This is a genomic window from Streptacidiphilus sp. EB129 (assembly GCF_041262645.1).
GTDB lineage: Bacteria > Actinomycetota > Actinomycetes > Streptomycetales > Streptomycetaceae > Streptacidiphilus.
The window spans coordinates 1-24,033 of the sequence record NZ_JBGCCS010000015.1 but is presented as its reverse complement, the minus strand read 5'-3'; the positions used below and the strand labels follow the sequence as shown (position 1 = coordinate 24,033).

The 24,033-nt window shown below is 70.0% G+C and carries 16 protein-coding genes; 13 read left to right on the top strand and 3 right to left on the bottom strand.

The window, feature by feature from the left end; genetic code table 11:
- Window positions 1-214: 214 nt before the first annotated feature.
- The 3 genes from ABH925_RS19470 (at window position 215) to ABH925_RS19460 (ending at window position 2,912) form a co-directional block, all read left to right on the top strand.
- Entirely contained in the window at window positions 215-571 is a 357-nt protein-coding gene (locus tag ABH925_RS19470; protein WP_370149567.1) for a hypothetical protein, read from the top strand.
- 129 nt (window positions 572-700) lie between these two features.
- The gene (locus ABH925_RS19465) at window positions 701-1,819 is read left to right on the top strand and encodes a lipid II:glycine glycyltransferase FemX (protein WP_370149565.1); all 1,119 of its coding nucleotides are present in this window, start codon (window positions 701-703) and stop codon (window positions 1,817-1,819) included.
- 58 nt (window positions 1,820-1,877) lie between these two features.
- Window positions 1,878-2,912 (top strand): alanine racemase, encoded by a 1,035-nt coding sequence (locus ABH925_RS19460; RefSeq protein ID WP_370149563.1) that lies wholly within the window; start codon window positions 1,878-1,880, stop codon window positions 2,910-2,912.
- A 94-nt stretch (window positions 2,913-3,006) separates the two neighbouring features.
- On the opposite strand, the gene ABH925_RS19455 is transcribed toward ABH925_RS19460, so the two are convergent.
- Both ABH925_RS19455 and ABH925_RS19450 read right to left on the bottom strand, forming a co-directional pair.
- Window positions 3,007-4,614 (bottom strand): glycosyltransferase family 87 protein, encoded by a 1,608-nt coding sequence (locus ABH925_RS19455; protein WP_370149561.1) that lies wholly within the window; start codon window positions 4,612-4,614, stop codon window positions 3,007-3,009.
- 147 nt (window positions 4,615-4,761) lie between these two features.
- Window positions 4,762-7,440, bottom strand: coding sequence for a transglycosylase domain-containing protein (locus ABH925_RS19450; RefSeq protein WP_370149560.1), 2,679 nt, complete (start codon window positions 7,438-7,440; stop codon window positions 4,762-4,764).
- A gap of 449 nt (window positions 7,441-7,889) precedes the next feature.
- Here ABH925_RS19450 and ABH925_RS19445 point away from each other — a divergent pair, with 449 nt between their 5' ends.
- The 3 genes from ABH925_RS19445 to ABH925_RS19435 all read left to right on the top strand — a co-directional run bounded on the left by ABH925_RS19445 (window position 7,890) and on the right by ABH925_RS19435 (window position 11,434).
- Window positions 7,890-8,600 (top strand): helix-turn-helix transcriptional regulator, encoded by a 711-nt coding sequence (locus ABH925_RS19445; protein ID WP_370149558.1) that lies wholly within the window; start codon window positions 7,890-7,892, stop codon window positions 8,598-8,600.
- 175 nt (window positions 8,601-8,775) lie between these two features.
- Window positions 8,776-9,858 carry an inositol-3-phosphate synthase gene (locus tag ABH925_RS19440; protein WP_370149556.1) on the top strand — a complete coding sequence of 361 codons (1,083 nt, stop codon included), beginning with the start codon at window positions 8,776-8,778 and terminating at the stop codon, window positions 9,856-9,858.
- 280 nt (window positions 9,859-10,138) lie between these two features.
- Entirely contained in the window at window positions 10,139-11,434 is a 1,296-nt protein-coding gene (locus ABH925_RS19435; RefSeq protein ID WP_370149554.1) for an MFS transporter, read from the top strand.
- A 22-nt stretch (window positions 11,435-11,456) separates the two neighbouring features.
- Here ABH925_RS19435 and ABH925_RS19430 read toward each other — a convergent pair whose 3' ends face one another.
- Window positions 11,457-12,983, bottom strand: a complete 1,527-nt coding sequence (locus ABH925_RS19430; protein ID WP_370149552.1) for a CCA tRNA nucleotidyltransferase — start codon at window positions 12,981-12,983, stop codon at window positions 11,457-11,459.
- A gap of 440 nt (window positions 12,984-13,423) precedes the next feature.
- On the opposite strand from ABH925_RS19430, the gene ABH925_RS19425 reads away from it, so the two are divergent.
- The 7 genes from ABH925_RS19425 to trxA all read left to right on the top strand — a co-directional run bounded on the left by ABH925_RS19425 (window position 13,424) and on the right by trxA (window position 23,865).
- Window positions 13,424-15,784 carry a DUF6049 family protein gene (locus ABH925_RS19425; RefSeq protein WP_370149549.1) on the top strand — a complete coding sequence of 787 codons (2,361 nt, stop codon included), beginning with the start codon at window positions 13,424-13,426 and terminating at the stop codon, window positions 15,782-15,784.
- A 90-nt stretch (window positions 15,785-15,874) separates the two neighbouring features.
- Window positions 15,875-18,427, top strand: coding sequence for a murein biosynthesis integral membrane protein MurJ (murJ, locus tag ABH925_RS19420; protein WP_370149547.1), 2,553 nt, complete (start codon window positions 15,875-15,877; stop codon window positions 18,425-18,427).
- Window positions 18,428-18,557: 130 nt separating this feature from the next.
- Window positions 18,558-20,618, top strand: a complete 2,061-nt coding sequence (locus ABH925_RS19415; protein ID WP_370149546.1) for a protein kinase family protein — start codon at window positions 18,558-18,560, stop codon at window positions 20,616-20,618.
- 69 nt (window positions 20,619-20,687) lie between these two features.
- Window positions 20,688-21,449: an RNA polymerase sigma factor SigM gene (sigM, locus tag ABH925_RS19410; protein ID WP_370149542.1), complete on the top strand. Its 762-nt coding sequence runs from the start codon at window positions 20,688-20,690 to the stop codon at window positions 21,447-21,449.
- On the top strand, window positions 21,446-22,381 hold the full coding sequence (locus ABH925_RS19405) for an anti-sigma factor (RefSeq protein ID WP_370149540.1): 936 nt from the start codon (window positions 21,446-21,448) through the stop codon (window positions 22,379-22,381). Before sigM ends, ABH925_RS19405 begins: the two co-directional genes overlap by 4 nt.
- A 107-nt stretch (window positions 22,382-22,488) precedes the next feature.
- Window positions 22,489-23,454 carry a thioredoxin-disulfide reductase gene (gene trxB / locus ABH925_RS19400; protein WP_370149538.1) on the top strand — a complete coding sequence of 322 codons (966 nt, stop codon included), beginning with the start codon at window positions 22,489-22,491 and terminating at the stop codon, window positions 23,452-23,454.
- A gap of 81 nt (window positions 23,455-23,535) precedes the next feature.
- Window positions 23,536-23,865 carry a thioredoxin gene (trxA, locus tag ABH925_RS19395; protein WP_370149536.1) on the top strand — a complete coding sequence of 110 codons (330 nt, stop codon included), beginning with the start codon at window positions 23,536-23,538 and terminating at the stop codon, window positions 23,863-23,865.
- Window positions 23,866-24,033 lie beyond the last annotated feature (168 nt).

Below are 24,033 nucleotides of genomic sequence, written 5' to 3'. Positions count from 1 at the left end.
GTCGTCACCACTCCGGAAGTCCGGAGCGATCACCGTCAGTGAGCAGTCGCGGCGGAAACCGCCGCGCCACACCGGTGCAGACGGTCCAGACTACAGGTACCCGAATGGGGTCTTGAAATCGGCCCCCCGATCGCCGCAATCTGTACACATCGGGTACGGGACGTACTACAGTGCGCCACCGATACCGCCGACACCTCCCAAGGAGGCGGGTTTCATGGCACAGTCGGCCGGATCCTCGCAGAACCAACCCTCCGCGCGCGCCCCTCACGACTTCCCCCTGTCCTCCGTCGTCCAGCGCAACAGCGACGGCAAGCCTCACCCGCTGCAGGACACCCTCGCCGGGATCACCGTCGTGCTGGCCGCCATCGCCATCTCGACCTGCATGTTCCGCGGGCTGCACCTGCTCGCGTCCTGGACCGGACTGATCGGCGTCTTCACCGCCGCGTACGGCCAGTACATCTCGGCCACCACAGCCGAACGCTTCGTGCTCGTCGTCGCGGGCGTCGCCTGCGCGGTCGGTTTCGGTATCGGCCTGGCCCACGGCGGGCTGTTCGGCGGCGTGTTCGGCTGACGACGGGCTGACGACCGGGCGGCGCCGGCCGACACCGGGCCCCGCTGACCCGGCGTCCCTATGGGGGCGCTCCACCTGGGCAGTAGGCTTCGCGTCTGACGCGACCTGACGCCCGAGGAGCACCCCCACATGAGCCTGCGCCTGAGGACCATCACCCGGGAGGAGCACCTGGCCTTCGTCCGGAGCCTGCCCTCCGCCAGCCACATGCAGGTCCCCTCATGGGGTGACGTCAAAGCCGAGTGGCGCTCCGAGAGCATCGGCTGGTTCGACGACCGCGGCGCGATCGTCGGCGCCGGCCTGGTGCTGTACCGGCAGATCCCCAAGCTGAAGCGCTACCTGGCCTACCTGCCCGAGGGCCCGGTCATCGACTGGTTCGACCCCAACCTGGACCGCTGGCTGCAGCCGATGCTGGCGCACCTGAAGTCCCAGGGCGCCTTCACCGTGAAGATGGGGCCGCCGGTGATAATCCGCCGCTGGCAGGCCGAGAGCATCAAGAGCGCCATCGCCGGCAAGGAGGCCAAGCGGCTGCGCGACGTCGAGGCCGACTGGTACGAGCCGCGGGCCATAGACACCGCCGACCGGCTGCGCCGGATGGGCTGGCAGCAGGGCGAGGACGGCGGCGCCGGCTTCGGCGACGTCCAGCCGCGGTACGTGTTCCAGGTACCGCTGGCCAACCGCTCGCTGGACGACGTCCTCAAGGGCTTCAACCAGCTGTGGCGGCGCAACATCAAGAAGGCCGAGAAGTCCGGGGTCGAGATCGTCCAGGGCGGCTACGACGACCTGCCGGTGTTCCACCAGCTCTACCTGGAGACCGCCGAGCGCGACCAGTTCATCCCGCGCCCGCTGTCCTACTTCCAGCGCCAGTGGAAGGCCCTCACCAGCGAGGACCCCAACCGGATGCGGCTGTACCTGGCCTACCACGAGGGCGACGCGCTGGCCGGCACCACCATGATCACGGTCGGCGAGCACGTCTGGTACTCCTACGGGGCCTCGACCGTGCACAAGCGCGAGTGCCAGCCCAACAACGCCATTCAGTGGCGGATGATGCGCGACGCCTACGCACTCGGCGCCACGGTCTACGACCTGCGCGGCATCAGCGACACCCTGGACGAGAACGACCACCTGTTCGGCCTGATCCGCTTCAAGGTGGGCACCGGCGGCCAGGCGGCCGAGTACCTGGGCGAGTGGGACTTCCCGCTCAACAAGCTGCTGCACAAGGCGCTCGACATGTACATGAACCGCCGCTGACGGTCCGCACCCACCCCTTCGCTGTCACCGCTCGTCGTATCCCGGAAGGCTCAGCCCCATGGCGCTCACCCTGTACGTGGACACCGCTCGCTGGCGTGCCCACCAGCGCTCCGTCGTGGAGTCCTTCCCCGGCCTGGTGCCGGTCGCGAAGGGCAACGGCTACGGCTTCCGGAACCTGCGGCTGGCCGAGGAGGCGGCCAGGATGGGCGCGGACGTGCTCGCGGTCGGGACGGCCTACGAGGCCGCCGAGCTGAAGGACTACTTCGGCCGGGACCTGATCGTGCTCACCCCGTACCGGATCGGCGAGGACCCGGTGCCGCTGCCGCACCGGGTGATCCGCACCGTCGGGACCATCGAGGGCCTGCGCGGCCTGGTCGGCGGGCGGGTGATCATCGAGTGCATGACCGGAATGCGGCGCCACGGCGTCGCCCCGGAGGACCTGGCGAAGCTGCGCTCCGCCGTGGACGACGTCCGGGTCGAGGGCTTCGCGGTGCACCTCCCGATGGACCGGCCCGAAGGGGTGGACCCGCTGGCCGAGACCGCCGCCTGGGTGGACCGGCTGCGCGCCGCCGGGCTGCCGTTGCGCCGGATGTTCGTCAGCCATCTGCGCTCCCAGGAGGTGGCCGAACTCGCGCAGTGCTACCCCGACATCCACTTCCGGGCCCGGATCGGCACCCAGCTGTGGCTGGGCGCGCACGACGTGATCGACTGTCGGGGCACGGTGATGGAGGCCCACGCACTGGCCAAGGGCGAGCGCTACGGCTACCGCCAGCACCGCGCGGCCGGCGACGGCCACCTGCTGGTGGTGGCCGGCGGCACCGCGCACGGGGTGGGCCTGGAGGCGCCGAAGAACCTGACCGGGCTCACGCCCCGGGCCAAGAACCTGGCCCGGGCCGGCCTGGCCACCCTCAACCGCACGCCCTCGCCGTTCAGTTGGAACGGCTCCAAGCTGGCCTTCGCGGAGCCGCCGCATATGCAGGTCTCACTGCTCTGGGTACCCGGCGAGGTCCAGCCCCCGCAGGTGGGCGAGGAGCTGAAGGCCACGCTGCGGCACACGACGACCCTGTTCGACCGCATCGTGGACCGGGACTGAGCCGGCGGTCCCCACCGGAGCCGGACCCACCGGACCTGCCGGGGCCCTGTGGACAGTTGACTGTCCACAGGGCCCCGGTGTCTTGTCCACAGGCCTAACTTTCCTCGGGACCTGCGTACTTGACCTCGACGTAGTTGCGGGCGCCGATCACGAACATGTCATCTGCCCTGTCCAGAACGCCTCCTGACGGATCATCACTCCCGTCCCAGCGCACCACGTCGTACTCCGGCAGCAGCACGTCCCGTACCACCATTGCGCACAGGAACAACGTCCCCAGGATGTGGACAACGATCGCGGCGTGGTACCAGTCGGTCGGCAGGCCCTTGGGGTTGGACGCCGGGCCGGCGGTGAGCGCGAAGTTGTACCAGACCGCCAGGAAGTAGAGCACCTCGCAGGCCTGCCAGACCAGGAAGTCCCGCCAGCGCGGCCGGGCCAGTGCCGCCAGCGGCAGCAGCCACAGCACGTACTGCGGCGAGTAGACCTTGTTGGTGACCACGAAGGCCGCCACCGCCAGGAACGCCAGCTGGGCCAGCCGGGGCCGGCGCGGGGCGGCGAACGCCAGCCAGGCGATGCCGAGGAAGCACACCGCCATCAGCACCACGATGATCGCGTTCACCGTCGGAACGGACAGGCTCAGGCTCAGGTAGTTGTTCTGGGTCAGGATCAGCCAGAACGAACCGTAGTCGATGCCCCGCGCCTCGCTGAAGGTGTAGAAGGTGGCCCAGCCCTTGAAGTTGAGCAGCATGAAGGGCAGGTCCACCACCAGCCAGGCCCCGACCGCACCGGCGAGGAACTGCAGGAACTGCGCCATCCGGCCGGCCCGCAGGCACAGCAGCAGCAGCGGGACCAGCAGGAACACCGGGTAGAGCTTGGCGGACACGGCGAGGCCGAGGAACACGCCCGACCAGAGCACCCGCCGGTTGGCCCAGCAGGCCAGCGACACCGCCGTCAGCGCGACGGCCAGGATGTCCCAGTTGATGGTGGAGTCCAGGGCCAGCACCGGGGCGACCGCGAACAGCAGCGCGTCCCAGGGACGACGGCGGTGGGTGCGCACCACGGCGATCACGGCCACCACCGCGCACACCAGCAGCAGGCCCGAGTTGATCAGCCAGAACGCCTGCTCCCGGTGGACGTCGCCGCCGGTCCCCGGCGTGAGGCGGGCCGCCAGCCACATGAACAGGCCGGTGAGCGCCGGGTACTCCAGGTACTGCATGGTGGGGTCGGCCGAGCCCGGCAGCCGGTCCAGGTAGGGGATGGTGCCGGTGGAGAAGCCGCGCAGGGTGAACAGGTGCGGGATGTCGCTGTAGCAGGCGTGGTCGTACTGCGAGGTCGCCCCGAAGAACCAGCCGCCGTCGTAGCAGGGCAGCTTCTGCACCATGCCGAGGGCGTAGACGAGGATCGTGCAGACCGCCAGCACCCGCGCGGCCGTCCACCAGCTGACACCGAGCAGGGCCCGGCGGCCGGGGGCGCCACCGATGAGCTCGCTGCCGGCGGCGGCGGTCGGGTCCTCGTCGGCGGGGACCACGACGGTGTCCTCGGGCGGCGGGTCGGGCAGCCGGCTCCGACGGGAGCCCACGGAGACGGGCCCGCCCCGGAGCGCGTGCTGGTCGGATCCGTCCTGGTCGGACGGCTGGACTGGACCGGGGGCGGGGCTGCGGTCCGGCTCAGGCGCCGCCGCCTCGTCATGCTCGCTCGACGTCATGGCGGATATCCTGCCGCACGAATCTGGGCGGGAGCCCGATTTGGGTACCGCTGGATGCCCGGCAGGGTCTCCCGCCCCGGTACGACGACAGGCCGTACCGGGGCGCAATGCCCCGGTACGGCCTGTGTGCTGCGCGAGACGAGCCGGTCAGCCGCCGGGCGGTGGCAGCAGGTGCCCCGACGACCGGGTCGGGGAGGGCCCGCCGCTGGACGACGTGTCCGTCGGCGTGGGGAGCCCGCCGCAGCCGAGCAGCCCGGCGCAGGTGTCCGTCGGGGACGGCGGGGGCGTCTGCGTCTGGCTGGGCCCGACCGTCGTCGGCGGCGTCGGACCGTGGGTCACCGGCGGCTGCGTGGACGCGGACGGGGTGGCGGTGGCCGACGGCGTCGGCGAGGACACCCCGGACTCGTTCTGCACCGAGCCGTAGTGCGGGTCGGTCGGCAGGGTCTGCGGTGACTGGCCGTTGAGGGCCGCCTGCATGTAGGCGGTCCAGATCTCGGTGGGGAAGTCGGCACCGTAGATGTCCTGCTTGCCCGCGAGGCCGATCAACGGCCAGAAGGAGTGGTCCGAGGGGCTCTGGTCCCACAGGCCGATCGCGGTGGACAGGTTCTTGGTGTAGCCGACGAACCAGGCCGACTTCTTGGAGTCGGTGGTACCGGTCTTGCCGGCCGCGTCCCAGCCCAGCGCCTTGGCCCGGGCACCGGTGCCCTTCGGGTCCTGGATGACGCCACGCAGTGCCGCCGTCACCGAGTCCGCCACGCCGGGCACGAAGACCTGGTGCGGGACGGACTTCAACGAGGTGCTCTGGCCGTTGAGGACGTACCGGGAGACCTCGTAGGGGTCGGCCTCCATCCCGGACGCGGCGAAGGTCGCGTAGGCGGCGGCCATCCGGATCGGCCCGGGGTGCGAGGTGCCCAGCGCGAAGGTCGGCGACGTCGCCTCGTAGACCCCGCTGCCGGGCTGGCCGGCACCTGCCGCGACGGCGGCGGCCTTCACGTTGTTCATCCCGACGTCCATACCGAGCTGGACGTAGACGGTGTTGATGGACTGGGCCATCGCCGTCTTCAGGTTGATGATGCCCAGGTTCTCGCCACTGTCGTTGGGCATCTTCAGGCCGGTCTTGTTGACCGAGTCGGTCCAGACGCTGCCGTCGGCGTTCTTGATCACCAGGTTGTTGTTGCCGTTGTAGAGGCTGTTCAGCGAGATCCCACCGCCACCAGGGGAACCGCTGGCCCCACCCGCCGAGGTGGTGCCCTGGGCCGCGTTCTTCGCCGCGGTGCCGTCCTGCAGCGCCGCCGCCAGCACGAACGCCTTGAACGTCGAACCGACCTGCACACCCGGGTTGTCGGCGTCGTCAAACTGCTGCTTCATGTAGTCGGGACCGCCGTAGATCGCGGTCACCGCTCCGTCACCGGGTTTCACCGAGGCGCCGCCGGCGTGCATCCAGGCGTCGACGCTGTACTTCTGGCCCTCGTGCGAGTCGCCCTTGACCTGGTCGGTCACCGTCCGCTTGGGATCCAGCTGGCCCTTGAACGTGGTGTCGACGGCCGCCTTCATCTCGTCCATCGACTTCTTGTCGAAGGTTGTGTAGATCTGGTAGCCGCCCTTGTCCAGGTCGGACTGCTGGATCCCCTTGCGCAGCATGTTGTTGTTGGCGAGGTCGACCAGGTAGCCGATGTAGCCGGACTTGCTGGAGTCCTGGGCGATCGGCTTGGGCATGGGGAAGCCCTTGGCCAGCCACTGCTGCTCCTGGTCCGCCGGCAGCAGGTTGTCGATCGGCAGCCGGCCCATGATCCAGGTCCAGCGGGCGGTGGCGTTCTGCAGGTTGCGCGCCGCGTCGGTGCCCTGACCGTCGGAACCGGCCGGGTCGTAGAAGCTGGGGCCGTTCACCAGGGCGGCGAGGAAGGCGCCCTGACTGGGGTTGAGCTGGGAGGCGGACACCCCGTAGTAGGTCTTGGCGGCGGCCTCGATGCCGTAGGCGCCCCGGCCGAAGTAGGAGGTGTTCAGGTACCCCTGCAGGATGGTGATCTTGTCCTGCGGGGTGCTGCCCATCTTGACGGCCATCAGTATCTCGTCGAACTTGCGCGAGACGCTCTGGGTCTGGCTGAGCCGGGTGTTCTTGATGTACTGCTGGGTGATCGTCGAGCCGGACTGGACCTCGCCGCCCTGCACCATGTGGTAGACCGCACGCAGGATGCCCTGCGGGTCGACGCCGGAGTCGGTCCAGAAGCTTGCGTTCTCAGCGGCCAGGAAGTCGTTCTGCACGGCCTTGGGAACCGTCGACAGGTCGACGTTCTGCCGGTAGAACGAGCCGCGGCGCGCCATCTGCGTACCGTCGGCCCAGTAGTACGTGTTGCTCTGCAGCGCCGACAGCTTGCTGGGGTCGGGGATGGTCACGTTCGCGTAGGCGTAACTGACCAGCCCGACCAGGCTGGCCGCCCCCAGCAGGGTGACGCTGAGGATCTGCTTGAACGAGGGGATCCAGCGGCGCACCCCGCGCTTGCCCCAGCGCGGGTAGTCGAGGAAACGCTTCGGCTTGGGACCGGTCGGACCGCCGGGGCCCTTGCCACCGCGACGGCCACCGGAGCCGCCCTCCATCCGGTTGCCGGCGTCCGCGCCGCGGCGGCCCTTGGCCTGGGCTGCCTTGCGCATCTCGGCCCGGGTCATCCGGGGCTGCGCCGTCGTCGGTGCCGCGCCCTGCGGGCTCGCCGTCCTGCGCGGAGGGGCTCCGGCCGGGCGGCCCTGTGGCCGGGCGGGGGGCTGCTCGCCGCGCCCCCGGCCAGTCGAACCGGATGGTTCCGGCTGCTGCTTGCGCCGATGTTCGCTCATGCTTCCAGCTGCTCCTCGGACAGGCCCGGCGGCCTGAAGGCGGTGATCCACTTCCGATCCGTGGCGGACCTGTCGGTACGTCCACGAGTCCCCCGGGGCGCCGGCCGGAGAGGCCGTAGTGCACCGAGGACCACGACGCCCCTCTGGTCACTGTGGTTCCCGGCTTTTTGCATAGGCGACAGATTACGCAGCCAGTGAAGAGCCCTAAAGGGACGTCAGCTTCCAATAGGGACAAAGCGCCCGCAGATACTTACGAAAGACATGGTCGAACCGCCCTCGAACGGCCCTTGCGTGAGAACGCACACGGGCTCTCGCGATCACCTTCACCGGATCGGCACTTGCCCGCGACGCGCCGTCGTCATATCGTCTCGATGTATCGACTCGATACATCGAGATGCCATAGTGTCCCTTCGGAGGACCCCGGCAGTGGCGGAAGGAGGCGGCAGAACATGAGCAGACGCTCAGGAATCCTTGAGTTCGCCGTCCTCGGACTGCTCCACGACGCCCCGATGCACGGCTACGAACTGCGCAAACGTCTCAACGTCCTGCTCGGTTCCCTGCGCGCCTTCTCCTACGGAACGCTCTATCCCTGCCTCAAGGGCCTGGTCGCCCAGGGCTACCTGGTCGAGGACAACCCCGACACCGAGTACATCCCGGCGACGGCGCTCAACGGCAAGCGGTCCAAGATCGTCTACCGGCTGACCCCGGAGGGCAAGCAGCGCTTCGAGGAACTGCTCGCCGACTCCGGCCCCGACGCCTGGGAGGACGAGCACTTCGGTGTCCACTTCGCCTTCTTCGGCCAGACCGACCGGGCCGTGCGCATGCGCGTCCTGGAGGGACGCCGGAGCAGGCTGGAGGAGCGGATGGAACGGATGCGGACCTCGCTGGCTCGTACCCGGGAACGGCTCGACGGTTACACGCTCGAACTGCAGCGGCACGGTCTCGAATCGGTGGAACGCGAGGTCCGCTGGCTCAACGAGCTCATCGAGACCGAGCGCGCGAACCGGACCGGCCGCCAGGACGGCGCCACCCGACACGACGTCGGCCCCCCGGGCGCGCCGCCCGGGCTCACCTCACAGACTTCGGACGGCAGGGACCGGCCCGCGGACATCACCGCACCGCCCCCAGACCGCCCGGGGCGCTCCACCACGGAGCGCTGACCTCGCGCGTCCGCCCCGACGGCAACATCGGAACAGGACGCGCACGCGGGCGGCAGGGGGACTGCCGGCAGGGCCTGAGCTGAAGTTGAAACCACTGAAGCTGAAGCTGAACCAATCAAGTTGAGGTGTCGCGTTCCAGCGCGACCCTCACGATCACAACAGGGAGCAGCCGGAAATGAGTTCGGTTCGCGTAGCCATCGTGGGTGTGGGCAACTGTGCCGCCTCGCTTGTCCAGGGCGTCGAGTACTACAAGGACGCCGACCCGAACAGCCGCGTGCCCGGTCTCATGCACGTGCAGTTCGGTGAGTACCACGTCCGTGACGTCGAGTTCGTCGCCGCGTTCGACGTCGACGCCAAGAAGGTCGGCCAGGACCTCGCGCACGCCATCGGCGCCAGCGAGAACAACACCATCAAGATCTGCGACGTGCCGCCGACCGGTGTGATGGTCCAGCGTGGCCCGACCCTCGACGGTCTGGGCAAGTACTACCTGGAGACCATCGAGCAGTCCTCCGAGGAGCCGGTCGACGTCGTCCAGGTCCTCAAGGACCGCCAGGTCGACGTCCTGGTCTGCTACCTCCCGGTGGGTTCCGAGGACGCGGCCAAGTTCTACGCGCAGTGCGCGATCGACGCCAAGGTCGCCTTCGTGAACGCCCTCCCGGTGTTCATCGCCGGCACCAAGGAGTGGGCGGACAAGTTCACCGAGGCCGGGGTCCCGATCATCGGTGACGACATCAAGTCGCAGGTCGGCGCGACCATCACGCACCGCGTGATGGCGAAGCTCTTCGAGGACCGCGGCGTCCTGCTGGAGCGCACCATGCAGCTGAACGTCGGCGGCAACATGGACTTCAAGAACATGCTGGAGCGCGACCGGCTGGAGTCCAAGAAGATCTCCAAGACGCAGGCCGTTACCTCCCAGATCGTGGACCGCGACCTGGGCTCCAAGAACGTCCACATCGGCCCCTCCGACTACGTGGCCTGGCTGGACGACCGCAAGTGGGCGTACGTGCGCCTCGAGGGCCGTGCCTTCGGCGACGTGCCGCTGAACCTGGAGTACAAGCTCGAGGTGTGGGACTCGCCGAACTCGGCCGGTGTCATCATCGACGCGGTGCGCGCGGCGAAGATCGCCAAGGACCGCGGCATCGGCGGCCCTATCCTGTCGGCGTCCTCCTACCTGATGAAGTCCCCGCCGGTGCAGTACTTCGACGACGAGGCCCGCGACAACGTGGAGAAGTTCATCCGCGGCGAGGTCGAGCGCTGAACACCGCGCGTGCTCAACACCGCGTGCTGAAGCTCTCGTACTGAAGGCTTCGTGCTGAGCTGACGCGAAAGACTCCCGGTCACCACCACAGCCGGTCCCCGTTTCACGTGAAACACGGGGCACCGGGGCGGTGACCGGGGGTCTCCGCGTTCGCGCGGGCGTCCCCCGGCCCGTCCGCGCGCAACGACGCGGGCCGCCACGCATGGGCATCCGCCCGGCGACGTGGGAGTCTGTGCACGTGTCGATCACCCGCGGCGGGTCCGCCCCTCAGGACCGCTCCGTGACCGGCAGGTTCGCACCGCTGGTGGCGTTGCGCGACTTCCGCCGGTTGCTGCGCACCCGACTGCTCTCGCAGCTGTCCGACGGGGTGTTCCAGGTCTCCCTGGCGTCCTACGTCGTCTTCTCTCCCGAGCGGCAGCCCACTCCGGGGGCGATCGCCTCCGCCTTCGCGGTGATGCTGCTGCCGTTCTGCTTCTTCGGACCCTTCTCGGGGCCGCTGATCGACCGCTGGCGCCGCCGGCAGATCCTGCTCTACGGCAACCTGCTGCGCCTGGTGCTCTGCCTGGGGACGGCGGTGCTGGTGCTGCTCAAGGTCCCCACCCCGGTGTTCTTCGCCGCGGCGCTGCTGGTCACCGGCGTCAACCGGTTCGTGCTGTCCGCCCTCTCCGCCGCACTGCCCCAGGTGGTCCCGGCCGCACTGCTGGTCACCGCGAACGCGCTGGCCCCCACCCTGGGCACGCTGGCCGCCACCGTCGGCGGAGGCTCCGGGTTCCTGGTCCGCCTGGTACTGCCGGGCGGACCGACCGCCAACTCCGCACTGCTGGTGCTCGCCGCGCTGGGGTACGGCAGCGCGGCGATGGCCGCCCGGACCATGGCCAGGGACCTGTTGGGCCCGGAGCGGACCCCCGACGCCCCGGAGCCACTGGGTGCCGTCCTGCTGGAGACCCTGCGCGGGCTGGTCGCCGGCATCGTGCACCTGGTCCGGGACTGCCGTCCGGCGACCTACGCGCTGGCCGCGATCACCGTCTGCCGCTTCTGTTACGGGTTGCTGCTGGTACTGGTGCTGATGCTCTGCCGCAACACCTTCGCCCCCACGCAGAACGAGAGCGCCGGGATCCGCTGGCTCGGCCTGGCCCTGGCCGTGTCCGCGGCCGGCTTCTTCGTCGCGGCGCTGCTGACCCCGTGGGCGGCACGGCGTATCGGCGTCCAGCAGTGGCTGGTCTGCTGCGCGGCCCTGGCAGCCGTCTTCACCCCCGCGCTGGGGCTGTTCTTCACCCCGGCCCCGGTGATCATCGCGGCCTTTCTGCTCGGGCTGTTCTCCCAGGGCATCAAGATCAGCACGGACACGGTGGTGCAGACCTCGGTGGAGGACGCCTACCGGGGCCGGGTCTTCGCCGTGTACGACGTGCTGTTCAACGCCTCGCTGGTGGCCGCGGCAGCCGTCACCGCGCTGATACTGCCGGCCAGCGGCCTCTCGGTGCCGCTGGTGCTGGGCTCGGCGGCGCTGTACGCGCTGACCGCACTCGGCTACGGACTGACCCTGCGCGGCGGCGGCGCACCGCAGCCGCGCAGGTAGCCACGCTCTCAGCGGCGGCGCGTCACCGCTCCTGCTGCCGATCGGCCCACCACTGCTTCAGGGCCGCCTCGGCGGCGTCCCGGCCCATCGGCCCGTGCTCCAGCCGCAGCTCCAGCAGGTGCTTGTAGGCGTCCCCGACATCGCGGCTGGGCTTGAGGCCCAGGATCGCCATGATCTCGTCACCGTTGAGATCCGGCCGGATCGCGTCCAACTCCTCCCGCTCCTGCAGATCGGCGATGCGCTGCTCCAGGCCGTCGTAGGCCCGGGACAGAGCGGCCGCCTTGCGCTGGTTGCGGGTGGTGCAGTCGGAGCGGGTCAGCTGGTGCAGTCGTGGCAGCAGCGGGCCGGCATCCCGGACGTAGCGGCGCACCGCGGAGTCGGTCCACTCACCCGTGCCGTAGCCGTGGAACCGCAGGTGCAGCTCCACCAGCCGGGACACGTCCGCGATCAGGTCATTGGAGTACTTGAGCTCACGCAGTCGCTTCGCGGTCATCTTGGCGCCGACGAGTTCGTGGTGGTGGAAGGACACCCCGCCACCGTTCTCGAAGCGGCGGGTGCGCGGCTTGCCGATGTCGTGCAGCAGCGCGGCCATCCGCAGGGTCAGGTCGGGGCCGTCGGTCTCCAGGTCGATCGCCTGCTCAAGCACCGTCAGCGAGTGCTCGTAGACGTCCTTGTGCCGGTGGTGCTCGTCCCGCTCCAAGCGGAGCGCGGGCAGCTCCGGCAGCACCCTGGCGGCGATGCCGGTGTCGACCAGTAGCAGCAGACCCTTGCGCGGGCGCTCGGACAGCAGCAGCTTACTGAGCTCGGCCTGGATGCGTTCGGCGGAGACGATCTCGATCCGCTCGGCCATCTCCGTCATCGCGCTGACGACCTCGGGGGCGACCTCGAAGTCCAGCTGGGCGGCGAACCTGGCCGCCCGCAGCATCCGCAGCGGGTCGTCGGAGAACGACTGCTCCGGTGTCCCCGGGGTACGCAGCACCTTCGCGGCCAGGTCGTCGAGACCGTGGTGCGGATCGATGAAGACGACCTCGGGCAGGGCGACGGCCATGGCGTTGACGGTGAAGTCCCGCCGGACCAGGTCGTCCTCGATGGAGTCGCCGTAGGACACCTCGGGCTTGCGCGAGGTGCGGTCGTACGCCTCGGAGCGGTAGGTGGTGATCTCGATCTGGAAGTCCCGCAGCTCGCCGCCACCAGTGGTCGGACGCGCCTTCTTGCGGGCGCCGACCGTGCCGAAGGCGATGCCGACGTCCCAGATCGCGTCCGCCCAGGGCTTCAGCAGCGCCAGGATCTGCTCGGGCCGGGCATCAGTGGTGAAGTCCAGGTCGTTGCCGAGCCGGCCGAGCAGGGCGTCCCGCACCGATCCGCCGACCAGCGCAAGGCGGAATCCGGCCTCATGGAACCGCCGCCCCAGCTCGTCCGCGACAGGGTAGGCGCCCAGCACTCCGCTCATGGCGGCGGCCTGCACGGCACTCAGCGCCTCGGCGGCGGGAGCGCTGGAAGCGGGCGCGTCGGCGGGGCGGAATTCGCTGGGATCATTGTCATTCGGCACGACAGACAAGGGTACGCGGCGTTACGTACCGGCCGCGCCTCGTTATCCGTGCATGGGCCCCTCACCTGCTGTCACGAACGAACGGCGAGGCCGCGCCCCGGACCCGGAAACCGTCCCGGGAATCGTCCCGGGGCAGCCGGTCCCGGGCCGGTGCGCCCATCCGGGCCTGCCCGACTGCACCCGGCGTCGGGCAACGTCGTTACCATGCCAGGGCGCACCCATGGCGGAGGCCGCCCCCCGCGGAGCAGCGTGCGGGGCGATTGCCGAGCTGTGACGTGAACCTGAACCGAGCAGTGACGTGAACCGAGCAGTGACGTGAACCGAGCAGTGACCGAATCCGAGTAGTGATCAGAGCAGTGACCGAGCGACGAGAACGGCGAGGGCGCGTGGGCGTGGCGGCACGGCACAGAGATCCCCTGGGGCGGACCCTGCTCAGGCGGGTGGCGCTCCGCGGCGGGACGGTCCTGCTGGCCTCAGGTCTCACCATCGCCGGCGGGACCTCGCTGGCACCGGCCCTCGGCCCGGCCCGCTACCAGACCACGGCGTCGCCGGTGCTGGTCGGCCAGGTGTCGAAGGTCACCGGCCGCAGCCCCGGGTCGGTCGCGGCGGCGCCCCGGGCAGCGGGCTCCCGGTATCCGGCAGTGGTCTCGCTCTCCGCGATCGATCCGCCGGTACCGCAGGCCAAGGGGACGATCCGGCTCACCGGCACGGTCATGAACAGTGGCAGCACGCCGATCTCCGGCCTGCAGGTGGGCGTCAAGGTCGATCCCGACCGGCTCGGCACCCGGGGCCAGATCGCCGACATCGCCTCACTGAGCACCCCCAACGACTCCGACCCGCCCGCCCTGACCGCCAAGGGCGCCACCCAGTCGCTGGGCACCCTGGCACCCGGCGCGACCAGTAGCTCCTTCTCGCTGACGGTCGCCATCAGCGACATGAACCTGAGCATGGACAGCGGGGTGTACGCGCTCGCGGTCGACGCCACCGGCAGCGTCAACGGATCGTCCCCGGCCCAGGACCTCGGCATCGCGCGGACGTTCCTGCCACTCTTCTCCGCCACCGACGTGAAACCCACACAGATCGCCACCCTGTGGCCGATGGTGGACACCCCCCGGGTCCAGCCGCAGACCTACACCGACGGCCAGCAGCCGGACCAGCCGGTCCTGGCCAACGACGACCTGACCAACGAGCTGGGCGCCGACGGGCGGCTGGGCCAGTTGCAGTCGATCGGCAGCAGCATCGCGGCGCTCAAGCCCACCTGGGTGATCGACCCGGACCTGGTGAACACGGTGGTCGCCATGTCGGGGAACTACCGGGTCGCCACCGGGAACGACACCAAGGGCGCCACCCCGACCTGCGCCTGCACCCAGGCCGGCACCGGCGGCAACGCGGCCAGTACCTGGCTGAAGGGGATGCAGACCGCGGTCGCCGGTCTGGACGGCAGGCAGGTGCTCTCGCTGCCGACCGGGGATCCCGACATCGCCTCCATCGCCCGCGGCACCCAGCAGACCGGATCGCTGGCGGCCTCCCTGAAGGCAGCGGGCTCCGATCTCGGGCAGATCGGCCTCAATCCGCTTCAGGTGAGCGCGGACCACTCGGTGGCCTGGCCCTATGAGGGCTATCTCGACAAGTCGGTGGTCGCGCTGGCCCGCAGCGCGGGGGCGACCGAGATCCTTGCCAACAGCGCCAGCCTGCCCGACTCGCTGACCTACACCCCCAACGCGGCCCGCTCGCTCGGCGGCGGAGTCACCGCGGTGGCCGCCGACTCCGTCCTGTCCTCGATCTTCGCCGGGGACCTGTCCTCCCACAGTGCGCAGATCCTCGCCGAACAGCGCTTCCTCGCGGAGACGCTGGCCATCACCGAGGAGCGGCCCAGCGAGCAGCGCGACATCCTGGTGCAACCGCCGCGCGACATGTCCGCCAGCACCGCGCAGACGCTGGCGAACGCACTGAAGGCGGCAGTGGACGGCAAGTGGGCCACCCCGGTGCCGTACGGGACGGTGGAGCAGGCCCAGCCGACCAAGGACGCCGGGACCAGCATCGCCGCCTACCCCGGCGCCGTCGCATCCAGCCAGCTGAGCAGCGACGCCCTGGCGCAGGTCGCGGGCGTCCAGCAGGGCCTGACCCAGTTGGAGAAGATCCTCTCCCGCCCCGACAAGCTCAACGCCGCGTTCAACGGCGCGGTGCTGCGATCGGTGTCCACCCAGTGGCGGGACCAGGGAGCGGCGGGCGAGGCCTACCGGGACAACACCAGCTCGTACCTGGACAGCCTGCAGGGCGCGGTCTCGATCCTGCTGACCCAGGGAACCACGGTCACCCTGCCGGGCAGCGGCAAAGCGAAGATCCCGATCACGGTGGGCAACGACCTGCAGCAGACCGTGCTCAAGCTGGAGGTCCGGCTCAGCTCCGACGCCTCCCCGGCCCGTCTCAACGTGGATGACCCCGACACTCAGCCGGTGACCGCCCAGGGCGGTACCAAGCCGACCGTCCGGTTCACGGTGACGGCCTCCGCCAACGGGCAGTACCAGATGGTCGCGCAGCTGTACACGACCGCGGACGGAAGGCCCTACGGCGAGCCGGTGGTCTTCTACGTCGACGTCACCAGCCTGCCCAGCGGCGTGATCGCGGTGATGGTGGGTGGCGGCCTACTGGTGGTACTGGCCGCGCTGCGGTTGTACTGGAAGCGCAGGAAGAACGCGGCTCTGGAGGCCGCAGCGGCGCAGGGACCGACCGGCACGGTAGCGGGGACAGGCAATGGAGACGGGAAAAGCGCACGTCACAATGAGCGAAACGCGCCCTGAACCCCTGGGTACTCGCCTTCGGGTGAGAGGCTAGGCATCTGAGACGACCGGGAAGCCCGGTCGTCCCGAACGAGTACCCGGAGAGGTGGCATGAGCGCGCCGCGTGACGGCAGAACCCAGCAGGGCCGCGGTGGACGTGCGTCGAGCCACGGCAATCCTCCGAATGCCCCGGTGACGGCGCCGAGCTCGGAGGTCGGAGCCGACCCCTACCTGGATGAGACCTACGCGCGCGACCCGTACGCCCAGGACCCGTACGGCGAGGCCCCCTACCCCCAGGACCAGTACGGAGCGCCGTCCTACGGCCAGGCACAGTACGACGGGGTGCCGTACGACCAGGCACACTACGGTCAGCCGGGCCACTACGACCAGACCCAGTACCAGCAGCCCTACCAGCAGAGCGGGTATCCGCAGCAGGAGCAGTACCCCCCGCAGCCGAGCCCGCAACCGAACCCCCAGCAGCAGGCCTCGGCACCGCAGGCCGCACAGCAGCAGGGGCCGCAGCAGCACTACGGGCAGCAGCCGGGCCCCCAGCAGCCCTACCCGCAGGGCGGGCAGCAGGCGTACGTCCAGCCGCCCTACCCGGGCACCCCGTACCCGCAGTCGCCCCAGCAGGGCTACCAGCAGGCCCCGTTCCAGCAGGCGTACCAGCCCGAGCAGTACCCGCAGGGCAGCCAGGCCCAGCAGTACGCTCCCGCGCCCGGAACCGCGCCCGACGGCTCGACCGTGCCCGGCTTCGGCCCGCCGCAGGGCTTCAACGCCGATCCGCACTACGCCGACGTCGGCGTCGACGAGCTGATCACGCACAGCACCGAATCCGCGCCGCGCAACCGGGGCGGGGACGAGTCCGCGGACCCCTACGCCTACCTCTTCCGGGAGGGCGACCAGGTCGGCTACTCCCCCGGGATCTACGGCGAGGCCGGCGGCGACGCGGCCGCGGAGTTCACCGGCACCATGCCGCTGCTGCGCATCGACGCCCTGCCGGGCGGTCAGACCGCCGAGAAGGGCGAGGAGGAGGCCGGCAAGGGCGGCGGGATCCTCAGCTCCAGCGCCATCATGGCGGCGGGCACCCTGGTCTCGCGGGGCACCGGCTTCGTCCGCACCATGGTGATCACCTTCGCGATCGGCGTCGGCACCATGGGCGACGCCTACAACGTCGCCAACACCCTGCCCACCCTGCTCTACATCCTGGTCGGCGGCGGCGCGCTGAACGCCGTGTTCGTGCCGCAGCTGGTCCGCAGCATGAAGAACGACGAGGACGGCGGCGAGGCCTACGCCAACCGGCTGCTCACCCTGGTGGTGGTCGGGCTCGGCGGCGTGGTCTTCGCGACCGTCCTGGCCGCACCGCTGCTGGTCCGGCTGGTGTCCGCATCCATCATGAAGGATCCGCAGAGCGCCTCCGTAACGGTCTCCCTGGCCCGCTACTGCCTGCCGACCATCTTCTTCATGGGCGTGCACGTGGTGATGGGTCAGATCCTGAACGCCCGCGGCAGGTTCGGCGCGATGATGTGGACCCCGGTCCTCAACAACATCGTCGTCATCTTCACCTTCGGCATGTTCGCCTGGGTCTACGGGCCGTTCGGCAGGACCGGGGTGTCCCCGGAGACGATCTCCCCCGAAGGCGTGCGGATGCTCGGCATCGGCACCCTGCTCGGTCTCACCGTCCAGGCCCTGTCGATGATCCCCTACCTGAGGGCCGCCGGGTTCAACTTCCGTCCCCGCTTCGACTGGCGCGGCCACGGCCTGGGCCACGCCGCCAAGCTGGCCAAGTGGACCTTCCTGTTCGTGCTCGCCAACCAGGCCGGGTACCTGGTCGTCACGCAGCTGGCCACGGCGGCGGGCAACGCCTCCGGACGCAACGGCACCGGACTCTCCGCCTACTCCAACGCGCTGCTGATCTGGCAGCTCCCGCAGGCCGTGATCACGGTGTCGGTGATGAGCGCAGTCCTGCCACGAATCTCCCGGGCCGCCGCGGACGGCGACGCGTCGGCGGTACGGGACGACCTGTCGTACGGCCTGCGCACCTCAGCGGTGGCGATCGTGCCCGCCGCGTTCCTGTTCCTGTCCCTGGGGCCGATGATCGGGTCCGTCCTCTACGGTTTCGGCTCCTCCTCCCAGGGCACCTCGGTCGGCTACATGCTCTCCGCCTTCGCGCTGGGACTGATCCCCTACTCGGCCCAGTACGTGCTGCTGCGCGGCTTCTACGCCTACGAGGACACCCGCACCCCCTTCTACAACACGGTGTGGGTCGCGGTCAGCAACGCGGCGCTCTCGGCCATCTGCTACTTCGTGCTGCCGGCCAGCTGGGCGGTCACCGGCATGGCCTTCGCCTACGGCTTCTCCTACCTGGTCGGCCTGCTGGTCGCGCTGCCCCGGTTGAGGCGGCGTATCGGCGATCTGGACGGTCCACGGATCTCCCGTACCTACGGGCGGCTCATCGGCGCCAGCATCATTCCGGCCGTCCTCGGATTCCTGGTCTCCTACCTCCTGGTCAACTCCCTGGGGCGGGGCTTCCTCGGGGAGCTCGCCGGTCTGATCGTGGGCGCGGTGGTGCAGTTGGGCCTGTTCGTCGTCATCGCCCAGCGGATGCGGATCGACGAGCTGACCTCGCTGATCGGCATGGTGCGGAGCCGCCTCGGCCGCTGAGACCGGTTAGCGCCTCCCCAGGGCAACTGTCGAGGGGGATCGTGGGTCGTAGTCGAGTAGTGGGAGTTGGCACAATTGGCCGCACGCCCGCAGCGGGTCTGCGGGTGACTCAAGGGGAGGCAGGACGAAGGTGGCGGACCGCAGCAAGGCCCCGGTCGAGGCGATCGTCGAGAACGGTGAGGACGCCGCTCCGATCGGTGAGGTCTCCGCTGAACCGGCGGCCGAGGCGACGGCGGCGATCAACGCCGAGGAGATCGCCGAACTGCTCCGTGACGAGGAAGAATCCGACAGCGATCCCGAGGACGCAGCGGAGAACCAGGCGGAGGCCGAACGCAAGAGCGAGGCGGACGCCGTGGCGGACGCCGAGCCCGCGGACGCCGACCTAGCGGAGGCCGAGCCAGCGGAGGCCGAGCCGGCGGAGGCCAACTCCTCAGCCACCGACCGCTCGGAGGCCGAACCTTCCGAAGCCGAGCCCACTGACGCCGCCATCGACACCGCCACGGACACGGAAGCCAACGCAGCCGAGGCGGAGGCGGACACCGCAGCCGAGGCCACGCCCGGCGTCGCTCCCGATCCTGCCGCCCCTCAGGACGAGGCTCCCGGTGTTCTTCTTCCCGCGCCGGTGCTGCACAGCGGAGACCGCATCGCGGACCGCTACCGGCTGGAGGAATGCCTCACCCAAGCGGGTGTCTTCACCAGTTGGCGCGCGGTCGACGAGAAACTGCGCCGTGCCGTCGGGATCCACATCCTGGCCTCCGGGAACCAGCGCTCCCAAGGTGCTGTCGCCGCCGCCCGCGAGGCGGCCCTGCTCGGCGATCCACGCTTCGTCCAGGTCCTGGACGCAGTCGAGGACGGCGAGTTGGTCTACATCATCCGCGAATGGCTCCCCGACGCCACCGACCTGGGCACGCTGCTCGCCGAGGGTCCACTGGAGGCCTACGAGGCCTACCAGATGGTTCGTCAGGTCACCGATGCGATCGCCTCCGCGCACCGCCGTGGCCTCTCCCACCTCCGGCTCACCCCCTCCTGCGTGCTGCGCAGCGACTCCGGCCAGTACCGGATCAACGGCATCGCCATGGACGCGGCGCTGCACGGCCTGATCGCCGGGGACCGTGCGGACGCGGAACTGCGCGACACCCAGGCCATCGGCGCGCTGCTCTTCGCGGCCCTGACCCAACGCTGGCCCTACCCCGAGGACCGCCACGGACTGCAGGGGATGCCCCGGAACGTCGGACTGGTGCCGCCGGAGCAGGTCAAGGCCGGGGTGCACCGCGGCCTGTCCGACCTCTGCGCACAGACCCTGTGCCCGACACCGGGACGGCACCTTGAGCGGCTGACCTCACCCGAGGCCCTGGCCAAGGCCATCGACCTGATGCCGAAGGTCCGACAGCCCGCTCCGGAACCACTCACAGTCCCCGAGTACCCCCCGTCCAGTTACTCCGCTCCCCAGCACCTTGGCAGCCGCCGACCACAGACCGCACCCGACAGCCCACCTCGCCGGCCCGGCCCGGCCGGGCCCCCACCACTGCCGCCAGCGCTTCCGGGACGCACCGGCCGGGCCCTCAAATGGGGAATCTCCCTGGTCCTGCTCGCCGCGATCGGCCTGGGCAGCTGGGGAATCGCCGAGGCCCTGATGCAGAAGCCCGCCACCACCAGCGGCAGCACCCCCGGGGCGAGTGCCAGCGGTGCCAGCGGGTCCGCGTCCCCGACCCCGAAGGCGCCGCAGGTGCTGCACATCGCCGGGGCCACCGAGTTCTCGCCCCTGGAGACACCGATAGCGGCCAACCTGGTGCCGCTCGCCATCGACGGCAATCCGACCACGGCCTGGATCACCTCGCAGTACGACGGCTACCCCAACTTCGGAAGGCTCACCACGCGAGCCGAAGGCAGCGGCATCATCGTTGATCTGGGCAGCGTCCAGAGCGTCTCCGGCGTGAAGATCACCGTACCGACCAGCGGCCAGACCATGGAGGTGCTCGCGGCGCCGGCCGACGCCGGCAGCGCCCCCAGCGACCTCAGCGGATACACCCAGCGCATCGCCAACAGCGGGGTGTCCACCACGAGCTTCGACAGTGCCCTGCTGGCCACGCCGGTGCAGACCCGCTACGTTCTGGTCCACATCACCAGTCTTCCGCCGGACGGCACAGGCCACTATCGCGGCGGAATCTCGGAGATCCAGATCCTGGGCTGACCCGATCGGCCCGAGGGTGGCAGGCTGGGCTCCGACCCGAAAAGGCTGGGTCCGACTGGGAAGGATGCCGTGGCGGGATCGTCGCAGGAGATCGACGGGACGAGAGCGTCGGAGTCGGCGCTCGCCGCCGCCTCCGACGCCGACCTGTTGAGCCGCCATGTCGCGGGAGATCACGACGCCTTCGGCGAGCTGGTCCGCCGGCACCGGGACCGGCTGTGGGCAGTAGCCCTGCGCACTCTGGGCGACCGCGAGGAGGCGGCCGACGCCCTCCAGGACGCCCTGGTGTCAGCCTTCCGCTCCGCCCATACCTTCCAGGGGCGCTCGGCGGTCACCACCTGGCTGCACCGCATCGTGGTCAACGCCTGCCTGGACCGGGCCCGGCGCGCGGCAAGCCGAAGAACTCGCCCGCTGGATGAGGAGTCCTCGCCAGAGGATCTGCTGGGCCATGACGAGGGCGCCGATGTCTCGGTGGAACGCGGAGAACTTCGCCGGGAACTGGGCACAGCGCTGGCCTCACTGCCCTCCGACCAGCGCGCCGCCCTCGTCCTGGTCGACATGCAGGGCTACCCCGTGGCCGAGGCCGCAGCGATCCTCGGCGTCCCCATCGGCACCGTGAAGAGTCGCTGCGCTCGGGGTCGAGCCCGGCTTCTCCCGCAGATCGCCCATCTCCGCCAGGCCGCCACAGCCGACGTTTCACGTGAAACACCACGCATGGCTGATCATGCTGCGCCCAGGGATAGCTCCTCCGCACCCGGGGGAAGGAACCCGGAAGCGGGCACGACCGTCCCACTACCGACTGTTTCCCAGGCTGGAGGTGAGCTGCCCTCATGAGCTCGACCACTCCTGCCCTCGGCCTGGACTCGTCCGGACATCCCGACGTCGAGGCCATCTCCGACTACCTGGAGGACCTGCTCGCCCCCGAGGTGGCCGCAGCACTGCACGCCCACTTCGCGGGCTGCGCAGAGTGTCTCGACACCCGCGACGCCATCGGCGAGATCCGTTCACTGCTGGGGCGGACGGACACCCCGCAGCTGCCCGCCGAGATCGGGATCCGGATCGACGCGGCACTGGCCGCGGAAGCACTGCTGAGCACCGTGCCGACCGTTGACCCCGCCCCCCACGGTCGGCCCCCGACGGCCCCCGAGCGGCCACCGGGCAGGCCTCGCGGAGAACAGGGACCGGTCGGCCGTCCCCGGCGCGCCCGGAGGGTACGCCAGGCCGTGGTCGGCCTGGCGGCGCTTGCCGCCGTCGGTCTGGCCAGCTTCTCGATCCTGCACCTCACCGGCCCTGGCCCCAGCAGCGCGTCCAGTGCCGCCGGAAACGCAGCCCGGGGACCGGTCGACGCCCCGGCCAGGCAGGCCGGACCCGACTTCACCGACACGGCCTTCACCCAGCAGATCCAGCAGCTGCTCCAGTCGTCGGCGGGCACATCTGCCGGGACGTCCACACCCGCGTCCGGCACCAGGGTTCACCCGCAGAGCACCCGAGTGAACCCCTCCGCGCCCGGCGTCAGCCCCAACGGCGCGGCCTCGCTGCCGGTGCCCTCATGCGTGAGCGCCGGGATCGGGCGCCCCGGCGAGACGCCGCTGACCGTCTCAACAGGCAGCTACCACGGCATCGGCGTATACGCCGTGGTCTATCCTGACCGCGCCGACCCGGCGCACTCAGTCGACGCCTACCTGGTGGACAGTGCCTGCGCCCAGGGCGCGTCCGGCGAGAGTTCGGGACGAATCGCACTGGAGCAGACCGTTCCGCGCGGATGAGCCGCCGGGAATGCGAGACACTTGGGATCCGTTGAGCGGGATGGAATCAGGCAGCAGCGCCGTCCACCTCGTCGGCCCAAGGCCTGCGAAGCGATTCAGGAGATGCAGTGAGCGACGTCCGCAATGTGATCATCATCGGCTCCGGCCCGGCCGGCTACACCGCCGCGCTCTACACGGCGCGTGCCTCCCTGAAGCCGCTGGTCTTCGAGGGGGCGGTATCCGCGGGCGGCGCGCTGATGAACACCACCGAGGTGGAGAACTTCCCGGGCTTCCAGGACGGCATCATGGGCCCCGAGCTCATGGACAACATGCGCGGCCAGGCCGAGCGCTTCGGTGCCGAGCTGATCCCGGACGACATCCTCTCGGTCGACCTGACCGGTGACATCAAGACCGTGACCGACTCCGAGGGCACCGTCCACCGTGCGAAGGCCGTGATCGTCTCCACCGGTTCGCAGCACCGCAAGCTCGGCCTGCCCCGCGAGGACGAGCTGTCCGGCCGCGGTGTCTCGTGGTGCGCCACCTGTGACGGCTTCTTCTTCCGCGACCAGGACATCGTCGTGGTCGGTGGTGGCGACACCGCGATGGAGGAGGCGACCTTCCTCTCCCGCTTCGCCAAGTCGGTCACCGTGGTTCACCGCCGCGACAGTCTGCGGGCCAGCAAGACGATGCAGGAGCGCGCCTTCGCCGATCCCAAGATCAGCTTTGCCTGGAACAGCGAGGTCGCCGAAATCCACGGCGACACCAAGCTGAGCGGGCTCACGCTGCGCGACACGGTCACCGGCGAGACCCGCGAGCTCCCGGTCACCGGGCTGTTCATCGCCGTCGGCCACGACCCGCGCACCGAGCTCTTCAAGGGGCAGCTGGAGCTGGACGACGAGGGCTACCTCCGCGTCGACGCTCCGTCCACCCGCACCAACCTCTCCGGTGTCTTCGGCGCCGGCGACGTGGTCGACCACACCTACCGTCAGGCGATCACCGCTGCGGGCACCGGCTGTGCCGCGGCGCTCGACGCCGAGCGCCACCTGGCCGCGCTCGCCCACCACGCCTCCACCGCTGCCGTCAGCGCCGTCTGAGACACGCCCCACGCAGACTTCCTGCTGAGTCTGCCCGAATACCACCCCCCCGACATCCCCCCGCATACCCAAGGAGCTCCCGTGGCCGGCGCCACCATCACCGTGACCGACTCCACCTTCGACGCCGAGGTGCTCAAGAGCGACAAGCCCGTCCTGGTGGACTTCTGGGCAGCCTGGTGCGGCCCGTGCCGCCAGGTCGCCCCCGCCCTGGAGGAGATCGCCGCCGAGTTCGGCGACAAGATCACCATCGCCAAGCTGGACATCGACGCCAACCCGACGATCCCGGCGACCTACGGCGTGCTGTCCATCCCCACCATGAACGTCTACCAGAACGGCGAGGTCGTGAAGACCATCGTCGGTGCCAAGCCCAAGAGCGCACTGCTCCGGGACCTGGCGGACTTCCTCGCCTGAAGCATCCTCTTCTGAAGCTTCCTCGTCTGAAGAAGTGTCAGCAGTCCCCGCCGGGGCGGGCGCGCACCCCAGCGGGCCCCCCCGCCGGGTTGGGGGTTGACACCGAACCCGGGGGGCCTCGGTTTTTGGGGACACCGCCCAGGTTTGACGGGAAACGGCGCGTACCTG

Bases quoted from the DNA above. Each gene is read 5' to 3' on its own strand.
- ABH925_RS19470 (WP_370149567.1), top strand. From the start codon at position 215: ATGGCACAGTCGGCCGGATCCTCGCAGAACCAACCCTCCGCGCGCGCC.
- ABH925_RS19465 (WP_370149565.1), top strand. From the start codon at position 701: ATGAGCCTGCGCCTGAGGACCATCACCCGGGAGGAGCACCTGGCCTTC.
- ABH925_RS19460 (WP_370149563.1), top strand. From the start codon at position 1,878: ATGGCGCTCACCCTGTACGTGGACACCGCTCGCTGGCGTGCCCACCAG.
- ABH925_RS19455 (WP_370149561.1), bottom strand. From the start codon at position 4,614: ATGACGTCGAGCGAGCATGACGAGGCGGCGGCGCCTGAGCCGGACCGC.
- ABH925_RS19450 (WP_370149560.1), bottom strand. From the start codon at position 7,440: ATGAGCGAACATCGGCGCAAGCAGCAGCCGGAACCATCCGGTTCGACT.
- ABH925_RS19445 (WP_370149558.1), top strand. From the start codon at position 7,890: ATGAGCAGACGCTCAGGAATCCTTGAGTTCGCCGTCCTCGGACTGCTC.
- ABH925_RS19440 (WP_370149556.1), top strand. From the start codon at position 8,776: ATGAGTTCGGTTCGCGTAGCCATCGTGGGTGTGGGCAACTGTGCCGCC.
- murJ (WP_370149547.1), top strand. From the start codon at position 15,875: ATGAGCGCGCCGCGTGACGGCAGAACCCAGCAGGGCCGCGGTGGACGT.
- ABH925_RS19405 (WP_370149540.1), top strand. From the start codon at position 21,446: ATGAGCTCGACCACTCCTGCCCTCGGCCTGGACTCGTCCGGACATCCC.